22 protein-coding genes are annotated in these 19,769 nt (G+C 60.8%); 14 read left to right on the top strand and 8 right to left on the bottom strand.

Translation table 11 applies throughout. From position 1 onward, the window contains the following. Positions 1–43: 43 nt before the first annotated feature. Together CVS27_RS10300 and CVS27_RS10295 are read right to left on the bottom strand one after the other, a co-directional pair. Positions 44–658, bottom strand: coding sequence for a phosphoribosylanthranilate isomerase (locus CVS27_RS10300; RefSeq protein ID WP_103465657.1), 615 nt, complete (start codon positions 656–658; stop codon positions 44–46). A 97-nt stretch (positions 659–755) separates the two neighbouring features. Then, positions 756–1,568, bottom strand: coding sequence for a metal-dependent hydrolase (locus tag CVS27_RS10295; RefSeq protein ID WP_103465656.1), 813 nt, complete (start codon positions 1,566–1,568; stop codon positions 756–758). Between the two features lie 372 nt (positions 1,569–1,940). Between CVS27_RS10295 and CVS27_RS10290 the strand changes: the two genes are divergently transcribed. Both CVS27_RS10290 and CVS27_RS10285 read left to right on the top strand, forming a co-directional pair. Next, positions 1,941–3,128 (top strand): phosphotransferase, encoded by a 1,188-nt coding sequence (locus tag CVS27_RS10290; protein WP_133162914.1) that lies wholly within the window; start codon positions 1,941–1,943, stop codon positions 3,126–3,128. A 53-nt stretch (positions 3,129–3,181) separates the two neighbouring features. After that, positions 3,182–3,397, top strand: a complete 216-nt coding sequence (locus tag CVS27_RS10285; RefSeq protein WP_243400134.1) for a helix-hairpin-helix domain-containing protein — start codon at positions 3,182–3,184, stop codon at positions 3,395–3,397. Between the two features lie 7 nt (positions 3,398–3,404). On the opposite strand, the gene CVS27_RS10280 is transcribed toward CVS27_RS10285, so the two are convergent. After that, entirely contained in the window at positions 3,405–4,112 is a 708-nt protein-coding gene (locus CVS27_RS10280) for a YceI family protein (protein ID WP_103465836.1), read from the bottom strand. A gap of 206 nt (positions 4,113–4,318) precedes the next feature. On the opposite strand from CVS27_RS10280, the gene CVS27_RS20780 reads away from it, so the two are divergent. The 4 genes from CVS27_RS20780 to CVS27_RS10270 all read left to right on the top strand — a co-directional run bounded on the left by CVS27_RS20780 (position 4,319) and on the right by CVS27_RS10270 (position 7,397). Further along, positions 4,319–4,483 carry a hypothetical protein gene (locus tag CVS27_RS20780; RefSeq protein WP_165788288.1) on the top strand — a complete coding sequence of 55 codons (165 nt, stop codon included), beginning with the start codon at positions 4,319–4,321 and terminating at the stop codon, positions 4,481–4,483. A gap of 348 nt (positions 4,484–4,831) precedes the next feature. Then, the gene (locus CVS27_RS10275; protein ID WP_103465653.1) at positions 4,832–5,611 is read left to right on the top strand and encodes a hypothetical protein; all 780 of its coding nucleotides are present in this window, start codon (positions 4,832–4,834) and stop codon (positions 5,609–5,611) included. Then, complete coding sequence (locus CVS27_RS21475; protein ID WP_279325109.1) at positions 5,608–5,739, top strand: hypothetical protein; 132 nt, start codon at positions 5,608–5,610, stop codon at positions 5,737–5,739. Before CVS27_RS10275 ends, CVS27_RS21475 begins: the two co-directional genes overlap by 4 nt. A 26-nt stretch (positions 5,740–5,765) precedes the next feature. Next, positions 5,766–7,397: an HD domain-containing phosphohydrolase gene (locus CVS27_RS10270; protein ID WP_243400133.1), complete on the top strand. Its 1,632-nt coding sequence runs from the start codon at positions 5,766–5,768 to the stop codon at positions 7,395–7,397. Between the two features lie 4 nt (positions 7,398–7,401). On the opposite strand, the gene CVS27_RS10265 is transcribed toward CVS27_RS10270, so the two are convergent. Beyond that, positions 7,402–8,079: a TetR/AcrR family transcriptional regulator gene (locus CVS27_RS10265; RefSeq protein ID WP_103465652.1), complete on the bottom strand. Its 678-nt coding sequence runs from the start codon at positions 8,077–8,079 to the stop codon at positions 7,402–7,404. A 98-nt stretch (positions 8,080–8,177) separates the two neighbouring features. Here CVS27_RS10265 and CVS27_RS10260 point away from each other — a divergent pair, with 98 nt between their 5' ends. Then, positions 8,178–9,221: an NAD(P)-dependent alcohol dehydrogenase gene (locus CVS27_RS10260; protein ID WP_243400132.1), complete on the top strand. Its 1,044-nt coding sequence runs from the start codon at positions 8,178–8,180 to the stop codon at positions 9,219–9,221. Between the two features lie 8 nt (positions 9,222–9,229). On the opposite strand, the gene CVS27_RS10255 is transcribed toward CVS27_RS10260, so the two are convergent. After that, positions 9,230–9,997: a DUF427 domain-containing protein gene (locus CVS27_RS10255; RefSeq protein WP_207767496.1), complete on the bottom strand. Its 768-nt coding sequence runs from the start codon at positions 9,995–9,997 to the stop codon at positions 9,230–9,232. 346 nt (positions 9,998–10,343) lie between these two features. Here CVS27_RS10255 and CVS27_RS10250 point away from each other — a divergent pair, with 346 nt between their 5' ends. From CVS27_RS10250 to CVS27_RS10225, 6 genes are all read left to right on the top strand, one after another. Beyond that, complete coding sequence (locus CVS27_RS10250; RefSeq protein ID WP_103465651.1) at positions 10,344–10,808, top strand: GatB/YqeY domain-containing protein; 465 nt, start codon at positions 10,344–10,346, stop codon at positions 10,806–10,808. Between the two features lie 294 nt (positions 10,809–11,102). Then, positions 11,103–12,605, top strand: a complete 1,503-nt coding sequence (locus CVS27_RS10245; protein ID WP_103465650.1) for a collagen-like domain-containing protein — start codon at positions 11,103–11,105, stop codon at positions 12,603–12,605. 2 nt (positions 12,606–12,607) lie between these two features. Then, entirely contained in the window at positions 12,608–13,024 is a 417-nt protein-coding gene (locus CVS27_RS10240; RefSeq protein ID WP_103465649.1) for a hypothetical protein, read from the top strand. Between the two features lie 83 nt (positions 13,025–13,107). Continuing rightward, positions 13,108–13,533 (top strand): phage tail protein, encoded by a 426-nt coding sequence (locus tag CVS27_RS10235; protein WP_243400131.1) that lies wholly within the window; start codon positions 13,108–13,110, stop codon positions 13,531–13,533. Positions 13,534–13,539: 6 nt separating this feature from the next. Continuing rightward, positions 13,540–14,019, top strand: a complete 480-nt coding sequence (locus CVS27_RS10230; RefSeq protein WP_103465647.1) for a GNAT family N-acetyltransferase — start codon at positions 13,540–13,542, stop codon at positions 14,017–14,019. Further along, positions 14,016–14,279: a hypothetical protein gene (locus CVS27_RS10225; RefSeq protein WP_103465646.1), complete on the top strand. Its 264-nt coding sequence runs from the start codon at positions 14,016–14,018 to the stop codon at positions 14,277–14,279. Before CVS27_RS10230 ends, CVS27_RS10225 begins: the two co-directional genes overlap by 4 nt. Here the strand turns inward: CVS27_RS10225 and CVS27_RS10220 are convergent. Continuing rightward, a complete protein-coding gene (locus tag CVS27_RS10220; protein ID WP_103465645.1) occupies positions 14,276–15,376 on the bottom strand; it encodes a hypothetical protein in 1,101 nt (366 codons plus the stop codon). The two genes, CVS27_RS10225 and CVS27_RS10220, sit on opposite strands and share 4 nt — an antisense overlap. Then, positions 15,373–17,211 (bottom strand): hypothetical protein, encoded by a 1,839-nt coding sequence (locus CVS27_RS10215; protein ID WP_133162913.1) that lies wholly within the window; start codon positions 17,209–17,211, stop codon positions 15,373–15,375. Before CVS27_RS10215 ends, CVS27_RS10220 begins: the two co-directional genes overlap by 4 nt. Positions 17,212–17,398: 187 nt before the next feature. On the opposite strand from CVS27_RS10215, the gene CVS27_RS10210 reads away from it, so the two are divergent. Beyond that, positions 17,399–18,940, top strand: coding sequence for a flotillin family protein (locus CVS27_RS10210; RefSeq protein WP_103465643.1), 1,542 nt, complete (start codon positions 17,399–17,401; stop codon positions 18,938–18,940). A gap of 92 nt (positions 18,941–19,032) precedes the next feature. Here the strand turns inward: CVS27_RS10210 and CVS27_RS10205 are convergent. Then, positions 19,033–19,769: HNH endonuclease signature motif containing protein (locus CVS27_RS10205; RefSeq protein ID WP_133162912.1), on the bottom strand; the 737-nt coding region annotated here is incomplete at its 5' end.

The following is a 19,769-nucleotide window of genomic DNA, read 5'->3' as shown; positions in this document are numbered from 1 at the left end:
AGGTTTTGAGCACGCGCCACGCGGTTCTTGCGCGGGGCCAGTCCTAGCTGATGCTGCGGGCTGCCTGAATGAAATCCCGAATAAGCATTGAGTCCTTCACGCCCCGGCTGGATTCCACGCCGCTGGACACATCCACGCCATGAGGATGCAAAGCCCCAACGAGGGACGCCACATTGCTCGGGTTAAGTCCGCCTGCCAGAAGCCAGAATCCCTGAGGCGCCCCCTGGGCCAGTTCGCTGCTGTCAAAGGTCTCTCCTGCGCCAGGTTCGACGGCGTCCAGTAAGATCCGCTCGGATTTCCACGCACGCTTGTCCTCAGGATTCAAGGCATTGTAGGCGGCGACTGAAAATGCCCGCAAGGTACGGAAACCCGCCGCATGCAATCGCGTGACATCTGCCAGTGGTTCATTCCCGTGGAGCTGGACGGTTGTCAACTCCGCTTCACGGGAGGTTGCCAGAACCTCGTCAAGGGGCTGATCGCGGAACACGCCCACGGTTTCAATGCCCTCGGGGACGCTGCTCACCAATGTGGCTGCGAGCGCGGCCGTGATGGTCCGGGGGCTGCCGGGGGCGAAGATGAATCCCACGGCGTTGGCGCCGGCCTCCACAGCGGCTGCAACGCTTTCGACAGTCTGCAGGCCACAGATCTTGATGTACATTTTTGAATTTCGGTCCATTCATCTCGACATCGCTCCGGGGCGGCACTCACAAGTGCGGGGCCTGCTCCCATATTAACAGCCATGTCTGCGAAGGATGTTATGCGCTGAAGACGGCGTCGGCTATGGCCCAGATGACATAGCCGCTCACGGGTATCAGAACCAGCCATTCGCGCACCGATCCGGCATTGCCCAGCAGGGGGATGGCTATGTTTCCGCTGGGTCGCCAGATGTTCTTCACCAGCGGTATTTTGCGCAGCATCCGCGGGGGCCTGATGCGCAAGGGCCATAGGAGGTTGCAGCCGCCGGTGGTGAGCATGTCTCCAACAATGTGGATGCTCACGCCCAAAGCCATGGACAAGGGGAACCAATATGGTTCCTGCGGGGCAAACAAGGTGACAAAGGTGCCCACAGCCAGCCCCACCACCCACGGGAACTTTCGCATGGTGTCAGGAATGAACTTCAGTGACTTGGCGGCGAAGGAAGCAAGGAGAACCGCCAGTAGGCCCGCGCCCGGAAAAATCGTGCCCAGGTTCGCCACCTCAACAGTCCACATCCCCGCCAGCCAAGCTATACCCACGAAAGCCGCCAGGCCCAGGATGGAGTGGGTGCCATGACGGTGCCCGCCGGACATCTTGCCCACCTGAATGCACATGATGTTGGAGAGCGGAGGCAGCGAATGGGCAATGGTGGCATGCCGATGGTCGGCGTCGGGCACCAGCGCCGCCCCTGCCGTGACAAGTGCGCCGGCCACCACCGCTGTGGGGGTGAGATCAAGGAGCCCCATGCCAAGGGAGATCTGTTCGGGTATGTGCGGCAGGACTTGGTGCACGGCGCCCAGGTTAACGTTGAATTGTGTGGTCAGGGCCAGCCATACGGCGGCGCCGCTGGCAGCGTGATGGGCTCCCATCATGAGGGCACGTCCTTGCATACTCGGGTTCTGATGTTCTGATCCCGTGATACGTGGACAAAACCTGCTGATTCAAGCCTAGGGGAAGCCCGTGACATCCACGCGTGGGCGCCGCCGCAGGGGAAAGATCTGTGGGGAGGCTCATAGAGGACGCTTATTCGGATCAACGTTCGAATCTATGTTCGAACAAGGGGATTGGCTGGCTTCCAGTCTCCGGAGTAAGGGTGAAGCCGGACTCGCAGCCAGGAACAGCCTGCGATGGGCTCACCCGAAAGCATTGACTCCACACCGAGTGGAACTCTAGCTTTACAGCTAAAGCACGTTCACCCCTTCTGAGTCTGGTGAACGCCCATCGCCACAAGAAGGGACCCAGTCGTGGAAGCACCAAGACTGGCAAGCCTGGACCAACTGGGCCCAGCCGCACCAAACCCTACAGCGCTCGCAGGCATAGCCGAAGCTGCCCTGCAGCAACCATCCGTGACAGGAGTAGTGGCTGGCGCATCGGCCATCGAGATGCCCGTGCTCAACATGACCACTGGTGGGTTGTGGCGGGTGCGGGGGACTGCCTCGTTGGCTGGTTCTGCTGAGCCGCAGGTGCCGTTCAGCGCCGTCGTGAAACTGGTTCAATCACCACTGCTGTGGCAGCATATTGATCAAGTTCCACCGCATATGCGGGAGGAGCTCGCCCTGCGGTACCCGTGGCGCACTGAAGTGCAGGTCTACGCCTCGGATCTGGGACAGGTGCTGCCCCCGGGCGGCCGGCTTCCTGAGATCTACCGAATCATCGAGGTTGATCCGCAGCGCACCGCCATCTGGATGGAGGATGTCCAGGAGCACCCAGCTGCCACGTGGTCTGACGCCACATTCACCCACGCCGCGTACTGGTTGGGGTGTCTGGCCGGAAGCCGCGCCGTCGCGGGCTTGGGCCCGCAAATTTCTGCGGCAAGGGATGCCGACAGGCTGCGGTTCTACCTAGATGGCGTTGGTAGAAACGTGTTCATTCCCGGCATTGAAGGCGATGACCTGTGGCAGGTGCCGGCCGTGGCTTGTGCTGCAACCCCCGGACTGATTAGCGGATTGCGGGCACTGGCCGGACGGGCCTACGAGCTGGCCGATGAGATTGTGCTGCTGCCCACCTTCCCGGCCCATGGCGATGCCAGCCCACAGAACCTCTTGATCGAGAACATACCCACCGGGCCCGACGGTCGCACGGGCTTCGTGGTCATTGATTGGGGCATGTACGGGGGCGCCTGCGCCGGCTTTGATCTTGGCCAGTTGTTGTCAGGCTGGGTGAATGAGGGAGCCATGCGCGGGCGCGACCTGTACCGGCTGGAGCCGCTCTGCCTGACAGCCTACTGCGACGGCTTGGCCGAGTCTGGCGCCGCCATTGCAGAATCCGTGGTTCGGCGGGGCCACGCCCTGTCCATGGCACTGTTCACGGGCCTGTCAGCCGTGGCGAGTCAGCGGTTGGGGGAAGCTGATTCGGATTCGCTGCGCGACTTCATGGCAGGGCGGCTGGAGATGGCCCAGTTTGTGTTGGACTTGCTGGCGGAAACGCACTGACGGGCGCCACTGGGCAACAATGGACTCACCATCTAAATCTGGGAGGAAAAATCGTGCCGGAGCCAAGCCCCCAACCCGCCATGGAGTTCCCGCGCGCCATGGGTCAGCCTGCCACGCGGGCCTTGGCCTTGGCTGGCCTTACCCGCTATGAACAGCTGGTCGATGTCAGTGCGGCGGAACTGTTGCAACTACATGGCGTGGGACCCAAGGCAATCCGCCTGTTGCGTGAGGAGCTAACGCTGCGCGGCTTGGCATTTGACGGCGACTAGCCAGTTCCTACTTGTTCAGTTGAAGCAACATTTCAATTGATCCGGAGTCCTCAACCTTGACGAAGCCCAGGTTGGGGGCGGCGATGCCAAAATCGGAGAAGGTGATGGGAATGGATCCCTGAACCTCCACGCCGCTAGCGGTGGTTTGCGCATTCAGGCTCACGGTCACCGACTTGGTGACGCCCGCCACCGTCAGCTCACCTACCGCGCTCACCGAGGCGACGCCGTCCTTGATGGCGGCTATGTCCACGGCCTGGGTCAAGGTGAAGGTTGACGTAGGGAATTCCGAGGTCTTCAGGATGCCCAGGAACTGTGAGTCGCGGCTGTTGTTGTCAGTGGCAACACTCGTCATTGACACGGTGACTTGGGCGGCGCTCAAGCTCGTCCCGTCGATGGTCACCTGGCCCTCGACGTCGTTGGTCCTGCCCACCACTGTGACATCCTGGCCATTCAGGACCTCCTTGACTCGGTAGCCAGCCTGCGAGCCGGAGCTGATTTTCCAGTCACCGGCAAGGTTTGCAGGGGTTTGGGTGCTGGTGTCCCCGGAAGTGGTGCTTTCGGTGGCGGTGCTGCTTGCCGCGGCGGTGGGCGTGGACAGGGCCAGCTGCTCTGGAGCTCTGTCGTTCTCAAGCGAAGCGTAGATGGCACTGCCGCCCCACACGCCGGCGATGAGCACCACCAGTGCAATTCCTATGACGATCAACTTTTTTCGCATGGTCTTCCCCTTGATTGGACGCACCTTCTCTGTTTGGAATTCTGCCGGTGCGAGCTGAGCGGGAGCTGTGACCACTCTGTCAGGATTCTGTGCCGATGTGGGCAGTGTGTCTTCCGGAGTCTCGCACCATGAGGCAGGCAGGCAGGCAGGCAGGCAAGCCAGCAGGAGGGGTTCACGAATCTGGTGGATGGGCGTAGGGTCGAAAGATGAACAAAGAACCAGCCCATGGCCAGTCGGGCAGCGATTCCACCCACGGCGACGACACGTCACCCCTGGAGGAATTCATCGGTCTCATAGTCCCGGCGCCCGAGCTGCTCGAAGAAGAATCCACCACCGACCCCGACATTGAGCCCCGCGTTACAGGGTCCTAAGTACCGGGCTGCAAGCATCGAACACAAGAGAGGGTGAATATTGTGACCAAGCCAGAGCTGCCGCTGGCCGGAACCTTGCACGCCACCATTCCGGATCCCAGCCGACCACCCATAACACCGGATCCAACGCGGCCACCCGATCCCAACCGGCCCCCGCCACCCGGGGAGCCTTTCCCTCCGCCGTTCCCGCCGGATCCCAGCTTCCCGCAGGACCCCATGGCGCCATCGGATCCAAACGCCCCCTGACTGCGGCCCGCTGCCAAGCAATCCCGAAAAGATGGGGCATCTGCCCCATGCAATGTTTCGGCTGCGGTTTTAGGCTCATCACATACCGTGAAGGAGCCCCACATGAAAACCACAACACCACAAACGGCAGCAGCCCAGGCGGAGTCTGACGCCTTACGTTCCCCGGCAGCAGTGCCAAATTCACTGCTCAACGATACGGCCGAACGATTCGCCGGCTATGCAGTCATGGGCATGCCATTTAGCTCCGGCTCCTACCTGGCCTTCCGGCGCTTCCCTGCCAGCTCCATTGGCCCCGGCTATCATGCCGTGTGGCTGCGCAGCCCGGAGCAGCAGTGGAGCGTTTATGCCGATGCCCCGCCAGAACTTAGCTGTGCCAGGTACTTTGGCGCCGCATTGACGGAAACCAAGTACTCGCCGGTCTCAGCCGAGTGGATCGGTCCGTGTCAGCTCACGGTGAGGGTGCCCGGTGTGGTCCATTGGGAGCTTGAGATGAGAGCAACCGTGAGCACAGCCGCCGTCACCGCGATGGCCCGCCGGATGCCCCCGTCACTATGGCGCAATGACCGCGTACTTGGTGCCATGGGCACGCTGATGGGACCTGTGCTGGGTACGGGAAAGCTGTCCTTCGCCGGGCGGGTCCCCAACGGCCAATCCTTCCAGGCGAAGCCGTTGCGGGTGTGGGCTGTCGCCTCAAGCCGTGCCTCAATCGGCGGCGTTGACGCAGGTGTGCCGCGGCCGTTGCCTCAACAGGACAGGCTGGCGGACTTCTGGCTGCCTCAACGCGGGCTGTTCGTGGCAGAACTGGACCTGCGATTCCCCTCGACCGCCTCGGTTGAAGGACCAACAACTGCTGTGCCACGCAAGGAAAGCCGGGCGTCATGAGCATCGCAGAACCCATCCCAGAAATCCTGGTCACAGGACGTGGCTCCCAGATTTACGCCGATGACCAGCTGGCCAACGGCAAGAAGTCGCTGACGTTCATGGTGGCGGAGGACCTGATGTCCCGTTAGGTCCCAGCCAGCCGTAAAATGGGTGTGTGGCGGAGCAAAGCTCAGGCATCTCTCACCAGCCACCCACAGCCTCCGGGCCAGCGGGTCCTTCGCTGCGCAATACCGCGGCACCAAGCCGTCCGGAAATCTTGGCCGCCTTGTCTTTGGCCATCGATCTGGGACTGGGCCAGCCCATGGAACACATGCTCCGAGCCACCTTGCTGGGCTTGCGGATAGCGGAATTGATGGGCGTTGACCAAGCGGGGCGGGGGCGAATCTACTACGCCAATCTGCTGGCCTGGATTGGCTGCCACGCCGACTCCTTTGAACTGGCAGCCCTGTTTGGCGACGACATCGGCTTCCGATCCGACTACTACCTCCTCGACGCCCACGGCCTGCCCATGCTTTCGTTGATGCTGCGACACACGGGAGCCGAGCTGCCGCGCTGGCAACGTGCCGTCCGCCGTTCCGAATTTGCGGCAACAGCAAATACTGCTGTCAAATCCCTGATCCGCTCGCATTGCACATCCGCCGGGCAGCTCGCCAACAGGGTGGGTTTGGATCATGGCATGCCGGCCATCTTGAACAACACCTTTGAACGCTGGGACGGAAAGGGGCTCCCCGCGGGGAAATCCGGTGTCCAGATTCCGCTCGAGATGCGGATTGCCCAGCTCGCGGACACGGCCGAGGTCTTCTTGCGCACGGCCGGATTGGAGGCAGCAACTGCCACCGTCGCGGACCGCCGCGGAACGCAGTTTGATCCGGCCGTGGCGGACCTGTTCTGCGAGCGGGCCAAGGAGCTGACCGCGGGGTTGCTCGAGCTGGATCCCTGGCCGGCTGCCTTGGCCGCGGCCCCCCATGACGCCCCCTTGACCGATGCTGAGCTGGATGCCGTGCTGGCGGCCATTGGTGACTTTGCCGATCTCAAATCCCCTTTCACGGCCGGACACTCCCGGGCCGTTGCCTCGCTGGCCGCGGCCACTGCGGGGGAGTGCGGGCTCACCGCGGCCGAGCAACAGGCGCTTCGCCGGGCCGGCTGGACCCATGACTTGGGCAGGATGGGCGTCTCCAATGCAATTTGGGATAAGAAGTTGGCGCTGTCGGCAGTTGATCGCGAACGGCTGCAGATGTACCCGTACCTGAGTGAACGGATTCTGGGCCGGGTTCCGGGCATGCGGAAAGTGGCTGAGTTGGCTGGCGCACACCATGAACGCCTGGACGGTTCCGGGTATCCCCGGGGAATCAGCGGTGCTGATCTCAGTACCAGCCACCGTATTCTTGCTGCTGCTGACGCTTATCAAACGTACTTGGAACCTCGCCCGCACCGGCCCGAGATGACCCCGCTGCAGGCCCAGCTGCGGCTGCGCGAGGAGGTACGCTGCGGACGCCTGGATGGACATCTCGCCGACGCCGTTCTGGTGGCGGCCGGCCAACGGCAGGCGCTACGGCGCAGCTTGCCGGCCGGCTTGACCAGCAGGGAGCTTGAAGTGCTCAGGCTGTTGTGCCAAGGGATGAACAACAAGGGCATTGCCGAGTCCTTGGTCATCGCACCAAAAACGGCGCGCAACCATGTTGAGCACATCTACCAAAAGATTGGTGCTGGAAACCGGGTTGCAGCCACTTTGTTTGCCCTGGACAACGGGCTGTGGGAGCGAACTGGCAGCCGGCCGCTACGATGAGCCGCTAGCGCGGGAGCCACCGGGCCAAGCCCTCGAGGATGAGTGTTAAGCCAATCTCAAATTCGTCACCAAACTTGTAGCCGGGTTTCAGGACATGCTCCATGGCAATCTCCACCAAGAACGGGAACTCCCCTCCGGAAAACTGTTCCACCATGGGAGCGGCAATCTCCGCCACGTCGTCGCCGTCGCCGGTAAAGGGCAGGGAATTCTCTTGGAGTGCAAAGCCGTATATAAAGCTGTCGATGAGTGCGTAGGCGTGGGCGCTGAGAGCAATGGAGAATCCCGCCTGGCGCAGCACACCCAAGGTGGCGTTGTGGTGGCGCAGGGTGGCCAGTCCGGGCTCCGTACGCGACTCCAACAGGCCAATGGCCCAGGGGTGGCGACCCAGCGCCCGGCGGACAGAGTGGGCGCGAACCCGCATGGCCGCCTCCCAGTGCCCCGTGTTGGTGGGTAGCTCAACCTCGTTGAAAACTATGTCAATGAGCCCGTCAAGAAGGGCGCCTTTGTTGGCCACATAGTAGTAGAGGGACATGGGTTTCACCCCCAACTCAGCGGCGATGGAGCGCATGGTCACGGCCGCCATGCCTTGGGCATCGGCGATACCCACGGCGCAGTGTAGGACTCGTTCCCGGCTCAGGGGCTCGCGAACTTGGCCGTTTTGGGCGATTTCTTCCGCTGACATGACGCCAGCCTATCGCATTGCCTTACATTGTAAGATAAGGTGACTTACTAAGTAAGGTAATGCGTCATTGGGGATCACGGAAGCAAAGGACTCCAGTCATGGTCAACGAAGAAACGCAGGATGCAGGCGGTGCAAGCGAGACTGCCAGTCAGGCAGGGGAGTTCATGAACGCCGTCGTGCAGGATAAATACGGCGACGCCGAGGTGCTGCACGTGGCGCTGGTCTCCAGGCCCACGCTGGCAGACGACGACGTCTTGGTGCGGGTTCATGCGGCTGGTCTTGACCGTGGAACGTGGCACCTGATGACGGGCCGGCCATACTTGCTGCGGCTGGGATTCGGCTTTCGCGGACCAAGGAACCCCGTTTCCGGCATCGACCTGGCCGGTACGGTGGTGGCTGTGGGCCCCGCCGTCACCCGCTTCGAACCCGGTGTGGAGGTGTTCGGTTTTGGCAAGGGAACCTTTGCTGAGTTTGCCGCCGTCAAGGAGAACCAGCTGGCTGCCAAGCCGGCCAGCCTCAGTTTTGTGCAGGCAGCAGTGGTGCCCATTTCGGGCGGCACGGCCTTGCAAGCTGTGCACGACGCCGGCCGCGTCAGTGCCGGCCAAAAGGTGCTGATCACGGGTGCCTCAGGGGGAGTGGGCAGCTTTGCCGTGCAAATCGCGAAGGCCGCCGGGGCAGAGGTGACTGGTGTGTGCAGCACCGCCAAAATGGATTGGGTTCGCTCGCTCGGAGCCGACCACGTCATCGACTACACGGCCGAAGATTTCAGCACGTCTGCCGAGCGGTATGAGGTGATTCTGGACTTTGCTGGCAACACCCCGGTGCGCCGCATGCGGCGCATGCTGACGAAGCGGGGCACCTTGGTGGTCGGCGGCGGGGAACAAGGCGAAACCATCACCGGCATCAGCAAGCAGCTGCGTGCGGCGTTACTTTCTCCCCTGGTTTCCCAACGGCTCATCATGTTTATCTCCAAGCAGCGCGTCAGTGACTTGGAGAAGCTCACTGTTCTGATGGAGGCGGGCTCCGTTGCGCCGTGTGTGGACACTGTCTACCCGCTGGGGCAGGCGCAGGTGGCCATGCGGCATCTGGCCGAGGGCAGAGTGCGCGGCAAGATCGCCATTTCGGTGCTGAATCCCAGGTAGCGTTCCGCTCAATCGTTTACTGGCCGGTGCTTCTTCAGCGAGAAGACGCTCTCGGGGCGGGGCAGATCCACGCCATCGACGGCGATGTCGACGAGCTCGTTGTAAAACGCCACTCTGCCTTCGATGGCTTGAACGCCGGGATACGGATGCGGGTAGGACCAGGCGACGCCTGGGGTATTTGGCGCATCCCAGTACTCGTCGGCAAACCCCTTGTACGGGCATTGGCTGCGATTGTGGCTGCTGCGCAGCTTGCTCAAGTCCACATCCGCTTTGGGGAAGTAATAGCGGATGGGCAGGTAAGTTTCAAAGAGCAGCACGGGGCTGCTGGTTTCGGCGAGGGTCACGCCGTCGAGCGAAACACGCACATGGCGTGAACTATGCAGCGCTTCAACCCGCTTGTAGGGGTCGCGGGGATGGCTGTGGACTTCCTCGTCCTCCTCAAGCCAGTGGTCCAGGACCCCTGCCTGCCAGGTGAAAACGATCCGGTCATGCACGGCCGGGTCATCGCGAATCCATGCTGCATTGTTGAAGACCTTGCCGTCAACATGGAGGTCGAACCACTGGGCCACGGGACCCTTGGGCAGGTGAAAGAAGTTGTGCGATGCCGGATTTTGCTCCGTGGGGATGAGCAGGTCCGTGCGGACATCGGCTGCCGCGAAGGCGTAGGAGGGGACGGGAAATGAATCCTCCCAGAAGAGCATGGGCGTGCGGGTGTCCACTATTGCCGTGCCGCCCACCATGGCCCGCACCCATTTTTCGCTGATTTCGGTTCGCACCAGAACCACCTGATTTCTGCCGGTGAATTAGAAAGAATTCTACGCCCCTACAGGCGCCTTTGCTGGACAGTTCCGCCAACTTTCCAGCACGGGTGCGCCCTACAAAACGTACGAGAATACCCGCATCATGCCGGCACCGAGAAAGGATGTTGGGTCCAGAAACTCTGCCTGGGCACAGAAACTGATGGACCGGGCCAGCCGTTGCCTGCTGCCAAGGAATCCTCCATGGCCTTGGGTGCCGATCCAAGGCGGCGTTGACGGGTGCGTGCAGGTGCTGCGGGAAGGGGGGAGGATAATTACTACCGCGGCGTTCGTGTCGCAACGTTTTCAAACCGTAAGGGAGCTCATGTCCAAGCTGAAGCAGCAACTGAAGTCCGACGTCGTCGTCCATATGAAGGCTGGCAACAAACTGGCCTTGACCACCGTGCGCAACGTCTTGGGTGAAATAGAAACGCGTGAAAAGTCAGGCAAGACCCCCATTGAGCTCGACGACACCCAGGTTACCGCCTTGCTGCAAAAAGAGGCTGCAAAGCGACGCGACACTGCCCAGATTTACACTGAGGCGAATGAGCTGGACCGGGCTGCAGCGGAGATCAGCGAGGCTGAGGTCATCGAGGCCTACCTGCCGCAGCCGCTGAGCGCCGACGAGGCGGCTGGCATCGTGGACCGGATCATCACTGCACTTGAAGCTGAGCAGGGTGAACTCTCCATGAAACAGATGGGTCTGGCCATGAAGCCCATTACTGCCGAAATTGCCGGACGCTTTGACGGGAAAGCCATTTCTGAAATGGTGCGCAAGCGTCTGGCGTAACAATCCACGAATCAGCAACCATTTAGTGTGAATATCAATCCGTCTGATCTGTTGACAGGCAAATAAAGATTGACGGGGCCCGCACCGGGAATAGTGAGTTGCTCACACGGTGCGGGCCTTTGTGTTGTCCACTGGCTGATGAATCAGGACATATTATGAAGATTACGCACGCAAGAATGCCGGAATGCGAATTCCCACGTATTGTGTACCTGAAATCCCGTATTCACGGAACCTAGAATTCACCCCTGCGGAACAGCCTCTTGTGTGAGCCGCGCAGAGACCCAGAGGGAATCCATGTCGCAAGACTTTGCCCAGAATCCGAACACTGCCCGGACCCTACGTTCGCGCAAAACCATCCTGCCCGCTGTTGGTCTGGCCCTGTTGGTTGGTGTAGTTGCAAGTGGTTGCACGCCGGCAAGCAACGCCAACGCAAGCACTATTTCTGGCTGCCTCGACACCGCAGGAACGTTGACCCAGATTGCCAGTGGCAACTCTGCCGCCGATTGCGCGGACGGAGCCGTGCGTGTTTCCTGGGGCAAAGAAGCTGCCGCAGCCGTCGACGGCAAGACGGGCCAAGATGGAACAGCGGGCAAGGATGGCGACGTAGGACCAGCTGGAACTTCCGGCGCAACGGGTCCCGCCGGTGAACCTGGCGCTAACGGCGAGAATGGCCAGGACGGTGTTCCTGGTTCAACTGGCCAACAAGGCATCAAGGGCGACACAGGAACTAACGGTTCCAAGGGCGATACCGGCACCCAGGGTGCAACGGGAGCCACCGGATCCACAGGTGATACAGGCGCCGCAGGTCCCACTGGGGCAGCTGGTTCGAATGGCAGCAACGGCACCGATGGTGCCACCGGTGCCAAGGGCGATACAGGGCTCACAGGTGCCACCGGTGCCAAAGGGGACACCGGAACCACGGGTGCAATCGGCGCTGCAGGTGCCCAGGGCGATACAGGGCTCACAGGCTCGAAGGGTGACGCTGGGCTGACCGGCGCTGCAGGTGCCAAGGGCGACGCCGGACCCACGGGTCCCACTGGAGCCCAAGGCGCAATGGGTGCAACGGGCGCTCAAGGAGCCACTGGCGCCCAGGGCATCGCCGGGACAAACGGCAACTCTGTGTTGAACGCTATCGGCGTGCCGAATGATGCGCTGGGAACCAATGGCGACTTCTACTTAGACCGGGCTACCTACAAGATGTACGGTCCCAAGGCTTTGGGCGCGTGGCCCTTGCTGAGTCAGTCCTTGATTGGCCCACAGGGCGCCATTGGGCCACAGGGCCTTCAAGGCCTTACGGGAAACCAAGGCCTCACTGGTGCTGTTGGCGCCCAGGGCAGCATTGGTGCCGCCGGGCTCAAGGGTGACAAGGGTGACACCGGACTAACGGGACCGGTTGGTCCTGCAGGCCCCGCAGGCGTGGCAGCGGCACAGAGCATCTTTACCGGGTCAGTGAAGTTTGTGGATCCATCCGACGGGGTTGGATTCTTGCCCTTGGCAGGTAGTTCAAGTGTGTCGCCAGCGGTTGGTGACGCGGCAGTGACTCTGCCTCAGGGTGGCACCTTGAGCGGCTTGAACGCCAACATCAGTGCAGGTCCCGCCGTGAAGCTGACAATCGTCGTGAATGGCGTAGCTACTCCCGTTACGTGCACCATCGCCGCCAGTGCCACCAGCTGTAACAGTGCAGTCTTGGAGGCGCCCATTGCCGCGCAGCAGAATGTGGCAGTAAAAGTTGAAAACACCACGACGGGTCAGCCCGTGCGCAACTTGCGGTTCTCCCTAGCCTTCAAGGGGAACTAGTCATGGGCAACGTACAGAATTTGAGCAGGCGGTCACTCATCGCCGGCGGTTTGGGTGCTGCGGCACTGCTGGTGACTGCCCCTCAAATCTCAACCGCCACCGCCCTGGAACCGTACTCTCTTCAGGCCTGGTCAAATCTTCTAGGCAAGGAGGTGATGGTCGACGGCGGCGCAACCCTGCGCGTGGAGCAGGTGGTTGATCTTCGCAAGCCGGCCGTGAAAGGTGAAGTCGACAGCAGCGCCGACCGTTTCCGGCTGCATTTTGCAGTGGTGGCCGGGGTCTTGGATGCCGAGCTGATCACCGTGCAGCACCCCCAAGCAGGGCCCGTAGTCCTATTTACCACTCAAGGAACCGCCACGGCCGTGGCGTCCATCGACCGCAGGGGCGCCGAGTGGCTGTCCCCAGAACTTAAGGGATAACTATGTCAGATCCATTTCTTGCCGAAATCAGAATGTTTGCCGGCAATTTCGCGCCCAGAGGATGGGCGCTTTGTAATGGCCAGATGATGTCCATCTCGCAGAACTCGGCCTTGTTCTCGCTCCTGGGCACAACGTACGGCGGCGACGGTCAAGTAACTTTCCAGCTCCCCAACCTCCAGGGGCGGGTTCCTGTGCACCAGTCGTACACAGGCGCAAGCGCAGCGGCGCAGGTTCTGGGTAACCAGTTCGGTCAGAATACTGTATCTCTGACCCAAGCCAATATGCCCGCGCACACTCATGCGGTCCCTTCAGCAGACGGCCAGAGTTCCGACAAGCCGGGCGTCGGCCTCGCACCCGCGCCCGGCGGATCCTACGGTCCAGTTGCCTCATACTCTGTCATGGCACCGGACCTAGTGGTGGGAAGCAATCAACCGTTTGACAACACACAACCAAGCCTAGTTTTGAACTTCATCATTGCCTTGGAGGGCATCTTCCCTTCGAGGTGGTGACGACTGTTGCATGATCTCATCTTGTACCGCGCGCCACGAACCACCGATGCGCAGTGGCTGCTCGCCCTGTTCACGTCGGCATCACCAGGACGCGAGCATCTGCCCCACGACATGCTGGAGCTGCAGGAACACCTTCAGCGCCAGCAGTGGAGCAGCCATTGGGGAGACGGGGAATCAATAGTGGAGCGCGACGGCGCCCCGGTGGCCCGAATTTGGGTGGCTTGGGGCGCCTCGGGTGTCCGCGTCGTGGATTTGAGTGTGGCTCCCGGCCTTCGTGGTGAAGGTCTGGGCCGGGGCATCATGTCTGATCTCTGCGATGCGGCGGATGCGGCAGGGCTTGCCCTTGAACTCTCGGTCAACACTGACAATGCGGTGGCCCGCCATCTCTATGAGAGTCTTGACTTCCAGCCCTGCATGAATGCGGGGGACACCAGCGGGCTCTCATTGACCATGAAGCGTGCTGCTAAAGAGGAAACAATTTCATGATTAGACTCAAGCAAGATGCTGAAGGCTTTGTCCGCATGAGCCGGCATTTTCCGTCGAAAACCCTGATCTCCATCACGTTTGCCGATGGCACCGAGGGTGAGTACACGGGGCTGCGACTCAATGGTTTGTACGATCAGGCGCTGGCAGACTTCAGGCTCCACAACAACATGGACGCCAAAGGTTTCGACCGCCACGACAAGAAGATCCACCGCAGGAACGCCGTGGAATTTGTTCCCGTTCAGGCAGGGATGGAGCCCTAACCTTCTGGTGTCGGCGCCGGATCGCCATTGGGGCGGGTTATTGCCTTACGCCGAAAGACTGCCCAGGGTCCCATGCTGAACAGCGGGGCCCCTAACCCTTCCCTCGCGGACCCGGCGTCGGATCCCCGGGGAGCGGGATCCGGCAAGTCTTCGCTTGCTTCCTCGAGGATGGAGCGGCATTCAGCCTCGGTCTGGTCAGCGATGTACTCTTTGCGGGCCTTGAGTAAGACCTTGCCCACATCACAGCGGTACTGCCCGGCAAAAGCTGCAATGCCCAAGAGGCTGGCAACGGCCCAGGCCACCGCCAGTGAATCGTCGGTCCCGCCGTCGCCGGGAGCCACCAGCTCCTTGGCGGCAAGAACAAACGACAGCCCCGCGAGTAGACCCAGGGGCAGCAACCATTTGCCCGCCGCCAGCCGGTAGTTGAGAAATAGCCTGCGGTGGAGGTACGTGGTTCGCGCGCGGCGTTCCGGGTGGTTCCTGAGGTAGCGGATCTGCTGGCGCATGCGAGGCCGCTCCTGCGCCTCCTGTGCTGTGAACCAGCGGTCAAAGTCGCCGTCGGTGAATTGTTTGGCTCGATCCCCATCTCGGGTTTGCCGCAACTGCTCCAGCTCGGCCGAGTAGTGCGCGATCTGCCGGGGGCTGTCCAGAGCCCCGAATTTTCTGGCGTCGTTGAGGTCGGCCAAAAGTTCGGGGAGCTCAATGCGTTCGTTCTTCAGGAACAGCGCTGCGATCACCACGATGGATGCGGCATAAATGCTCAGTGTTAGTCCGGTGAATCCAATTCCCGGCAGCGACAGCAGACTGATCGGGTCCGTGACGTCATCAAAGTGTGAGGCGGCCATGCTGGAGGTGATCCCGGTGATGTAGTTGACCACCACCGTGATCAGGCCAAGGACCAGGACGGTATAAAAGAACAGTCGACTTTTCTGGCGAGTCTCCTGATTGTGTCCGGCCTCCACCACCAGCTTCCTGCGCTGCCGCGAATTTTCCAGTACTTGCACACCAATGGAAATGAGGGCGATGACAAGAAATAAGATGACCAGCACCGGCCCGTCGTCCTCAATGATAATTGTCACCGAATCTACTTCCGTCATTTATTGACCTTGCTCGCAGGCGGCGGGGGAACACGGGCAGGCAGTGGTTTCACTGGACGCCCTGCAAGTGAGATGACAACAAGCACGGCGAAAAGCCCCACGTAGCCGAGAATCCAGATCAGGGGCAGTCCCACCAGAACCGGTGCCGCGGACATGGTCACCACAGCCGCCGGAACGGCCACGCTCAACAGGAAAACGGCCGCCAGGTTCAGGACCAAGCACTCTTGCCCCACTGCTTCCACAGGTTTCCCGTCACTAGTTCGACGCCGTTCAACTCTCCCATGCAGCAACACCCACAGCCACCTGTTGAGTATTTGCAGGATGATCACTCCCAAGAGCGCAGTCACTGTAAGCCACGTTAACTCATCATTCTGCCGGAACCACTGCATCTGCGGCATATTCACCAGAGGTAAGCGGAACAGTGTTTCGGTGACAGCAGGGTTGCTGAGTAACTGCCAACTCAACAACGCCCCCGCCGTGAACGCCAGCACCCTGCCCAGGCCTAAACATTTCACCATCCTCTGGTGCACTCTCATGCGGGTGTCAATTATCGGGTTGCCGGTTGCCAAGGGCGGCAGCCAAAGGTCACCGGTTATCTTTTCGGGCGGTATGGCACAATCTCTAAAAATGAGCTGCGCCACCGGATCAATGACTTCAATCCTATTCTTGGAGTAAACAATATGATCTTTGATCAATGCGGAGCTGTTGTAGATGGCGTGTTCTTCCGGGCCATAATCGCTGCCCAGGGTGCCTGTGGACATATTCTTGAAGGCTTCCTCATTGTCTTGCCCGGCAGTGCCACCCACGGGGCCTGCAGGAACAAAATCAAACTTGGCCCAGAGATTGACCCACCGCAGATTCGAGGCATGGTTCTTCCAGTCCCGGATCGGATCCTGTTCAGGATTTGGAGTGACTTTTCTGAGGCCAATCGCCCCAAAAATTGATTCGTCATGTTTGTGGTGCTTGCGAAGGATGAAGTCACCCCAACGGGCATACCCAAGCAAGGGAAGCCCATTCCCCACACAAATGAAGTTCTGCGCGTGCACGCCGCCCTGTAAAAGAACTTGGGCGCTGATGGCAGCGCCCTGGCTATGCGCCAGGACGGTGACTGGCGTGGCCTTCACCTTCTTCTCCGGGTCGCCGGACCATTTCAGAAGGGCGTGACTAACTCTCTCGCGCATGGCGGCAGCCTGCAGGGGCTTGCGCTGCCACGTTTCAGGATCACCCAAAAAGTCGGCAAAGAGGGAAATGAAGCTACCAGTCAGGCGCCCTACTGCGGGTATCGGGGTCAGCACGATCAGCACTCCCAGCACGATCAGGCCCACAGCAATCAATGGAGACGCCAGTATCGTGACCAGCACAGCCAAGATCCACCGCAGCCAAGGCATATGCTCACTCACGTGCTTGGCCGCCACTTGTGGCACCATGTTCCAGGAGACCAGCCGGGCGGCGCGGAAAATGACCTTGACAGCGCTGGGCCATGCCCAACCATAGGTGGCACCTGCAGTTGCAGGCAGAAAATCCTTCCCCCATGAAGCTTCCGTAATCAATATCGAGGCGTAGTCGTCCTTGTATCTGGGATTCGCGCGAAGCACTCTGATGAAGGTGTTTGGTGATTCGCGGACGGCGTCTGCTGAGTCGATGATGAGCGGTGGCAGCGTCCGGAACTCCGGGTCCGTTTCGTCGCGATCCCTGTAGTCAAGAGCAATGTCGTTCAAACTCTGCAACAGCGGCTGCGTCCACTCCTGCAGGGTTCCACCCTTGAGTGCTTTGCCCATGCCATGAACCAAAATGACCACATGATCCGGGTTCCTCCGAGTAACTGGATTGTCCATACTTCATGATGGGCCACTGTACGGTTTCTGTGAAGCGTCTGGGAAAGACTCATGTACTCCTCAAGCGTCGACTCTGTGCGCCAGCTTTACTCCATCATGTGGAGAATTCGGTTGAGTTCCGTAGGATCGTAAGGAGTAGGCGGGCTGGAAGTCTCAGAACAGGCCGCCGTGAAACCCGAAAGGTCTCATGTTACTGACCCTCATTCCCTGGATTGTTGCCCTAGGCGCAGTGGTGGTGATTGCCATCATTGCTGCTGTCGTTTCCCGGATGGCCCTGCATATTGCCAGCCCGGACCAAGCGCTCGTCATCTCCTCCAAGGATAATAAGAGCCAGCCCGATCCCAACAGTCAGCGTGTGGTCTTTGGCCGCATCTTCATCAACCCCTTTACGCAACGCGCATACCCTCTTTCGCTGGCATCCCGGCAGGTTTCCTTGAAGATTGAGGCGATCTCGATGAATGGGATCAAGCTCCATCTCACAGGTGTTGCCCAGGTGAAGGTGGGCGGGGACGCCGATTCGGTGCGCAAGGCGGCCCAACGTTTCCTGAACCAACAGGACGCCATCGACCATTACACGCAGGAGACGCTCTCCGGTTCCCTGCGCTCCATTGTGGGCACCCTGACGGTGGAATCAATCATCAAGGACCGCGCCACCTTTGCCAAAAGCGTGAAGGAGGAGGCCGAACACTCAATGCACAATCAGGGGCTGGAAATTGACACCTTCCAGATCCAGTCGGTTGACGACGATTCGGGCTACCTGCTCAACCTGGGCCGCCCGGAAGCTGCGCTGGCGGAGAAGAACGCCAAGATTGCCGAAGCACAGTTCCTGCAGGAAGCCGAGCAGGCCAAGGCCCTGGCCGATGAGCAAGTGGCCCTGGCCCAGCAGCAATTGATCATCAAACGTGCCGAGCTCAAGGAAGTTGCTGACGCCCGGCAGGCGCGGGCCGATGCGGCTGGACCCCTGGCTGCCGCCGAGCAGCAGGAGCAGGTTATCCTCCGAGACCAGCAGGTGGCCCTGCGCCGGGCGGAGTTGCGTGAGAAGGAGCTCGACACCGAGGTGCGCAAACCGGCCGACGCCGAGAAGTACCGGCTCATTCAGCAGGCAGACGCAAAACTTGAGGAACGACGTCGTGCATCAGAGGCCGCTGAAATTGAGGCAACCGTGGAACTTGCCAAGCGCAAGCTCACCGCCGAGGGTGACAGGGTTGCGGCCGAGGCTGATGCGGCTGCCTCAACTGCCCGCGGTACAGCCCAGGCTGCTGTGATCGAGGCCAAGGGCCGTGCCGATGCGGCAGTCATCAAGTCTCTGGGCCAGGCCGAGGCTGAATCCACCGAGGCCAAGGGCGTGGCTGAAGCGGCCGGTATTGCCGCGCAGGCTGAAGCCTATGAGAAGTTCAATGAGGCTGCAATCCTTAGCAAGGTCCTGGAAGTTCTCCCGGCCATGGCCCGTGAAGTTGCGGCGCCCATGTCCGCCATCAAGAACATGACTGTTGTCTCCAACGACGGTGCCAGCCAGTTGAGCAAAAACGTCTCGAACGGCGTTCAGCAAACAACACAGCTGATCAAGGACTCCACTGGATTGGACATTATCGGCCTCCTGCAGGGCATGATGGCCGGTGCGCCTGCTGTTGAGGATCCCAGTCAGGGAGCCACGCCCGTTGCTACTCACAGCAACAAACCGGCTGCCGGGAATGAATCCGTTGACGATGAGCTGGAGTTCATGCACTAGAGGCTATTTACCTGCCCGGCACGGCTTACATGGACAACACGGCGGCGGCTCACCTGGGGGTGGGTCGCCGCCGTGCGTTTGATGCGGTAACACTAGAAGGGTGCTGGGAGGTCTTCTTCGTTTTGCGTGTGGAGGTACACGCGGCCGGTGGGTGTGGTGGTTTTGGTGATGCCAAGACCTTCAGGCTCGACTGTCCATCCTGTGCTGGGGTCGTCCTTGAGGCGGTGGCAGTACTTTGACCGGGGGCGTAGGTTCTCGACGCTGGTTTCACCTTTGGGCAGGAGGGTGCCGTCGGGGCTGTAGTGGTTTTGGTGGAAGGGGATGGTGTGGTCGATCTCGCAGGTTCGTGCGGGCGTGTCGCAGCCTATCCCGGTGCATACCGGGTCCTTGAGTCTGACGAGCCGGACCATGTCTGCCGGGGGCTTGTATGATTGGCGGCCGATGCTCAGTAGGGTGCCTTTCTCGGGGTCGGTGAGTATCCGGTGCCACGAGGTTGCCCCGGCTGCCAGTTCCCGGGCTTGTTCGGGCGGGATGGGTCCGTAGCCCTCGAGCATGCCTGGTTCCTGGGAGTCCTTCAAGAGGGTCAGGAACGGGATGCTCACACTGACCTTCGCGGGGATGCGGTTCCGGAACCAGGACTCGTGGGCGGTGCTGTTCGGTTCACTGGGGGCTGGTTCTGAGTTGTTGTTGGGGTGGTTGTTGTTGGAGCAGTTGTCGCAGGAGCAGTTGGTGCAGGTGGTGGCGGGGTGTAAAAAGGATTGGTGGATCAGGTCCAGGAAGCAGTCGGCCAGGTAGTTGTTCAGGCTGCGGGAGGGCCGCCCGGTGGGGG

This window comes from Arthrobacter glacialis, from assembly GCF_002909445.1.
Lineage (GTDB): Bacteria > Actinomycetota > Actinomycetes > Actinomycetales > Micrococcaceae > Specibacter > Specibacter glacialis.
Note: the sequence above shows the minus strand (reverse complement) of the source record. Positions and strands in the feature narration are given on the sequence as shown.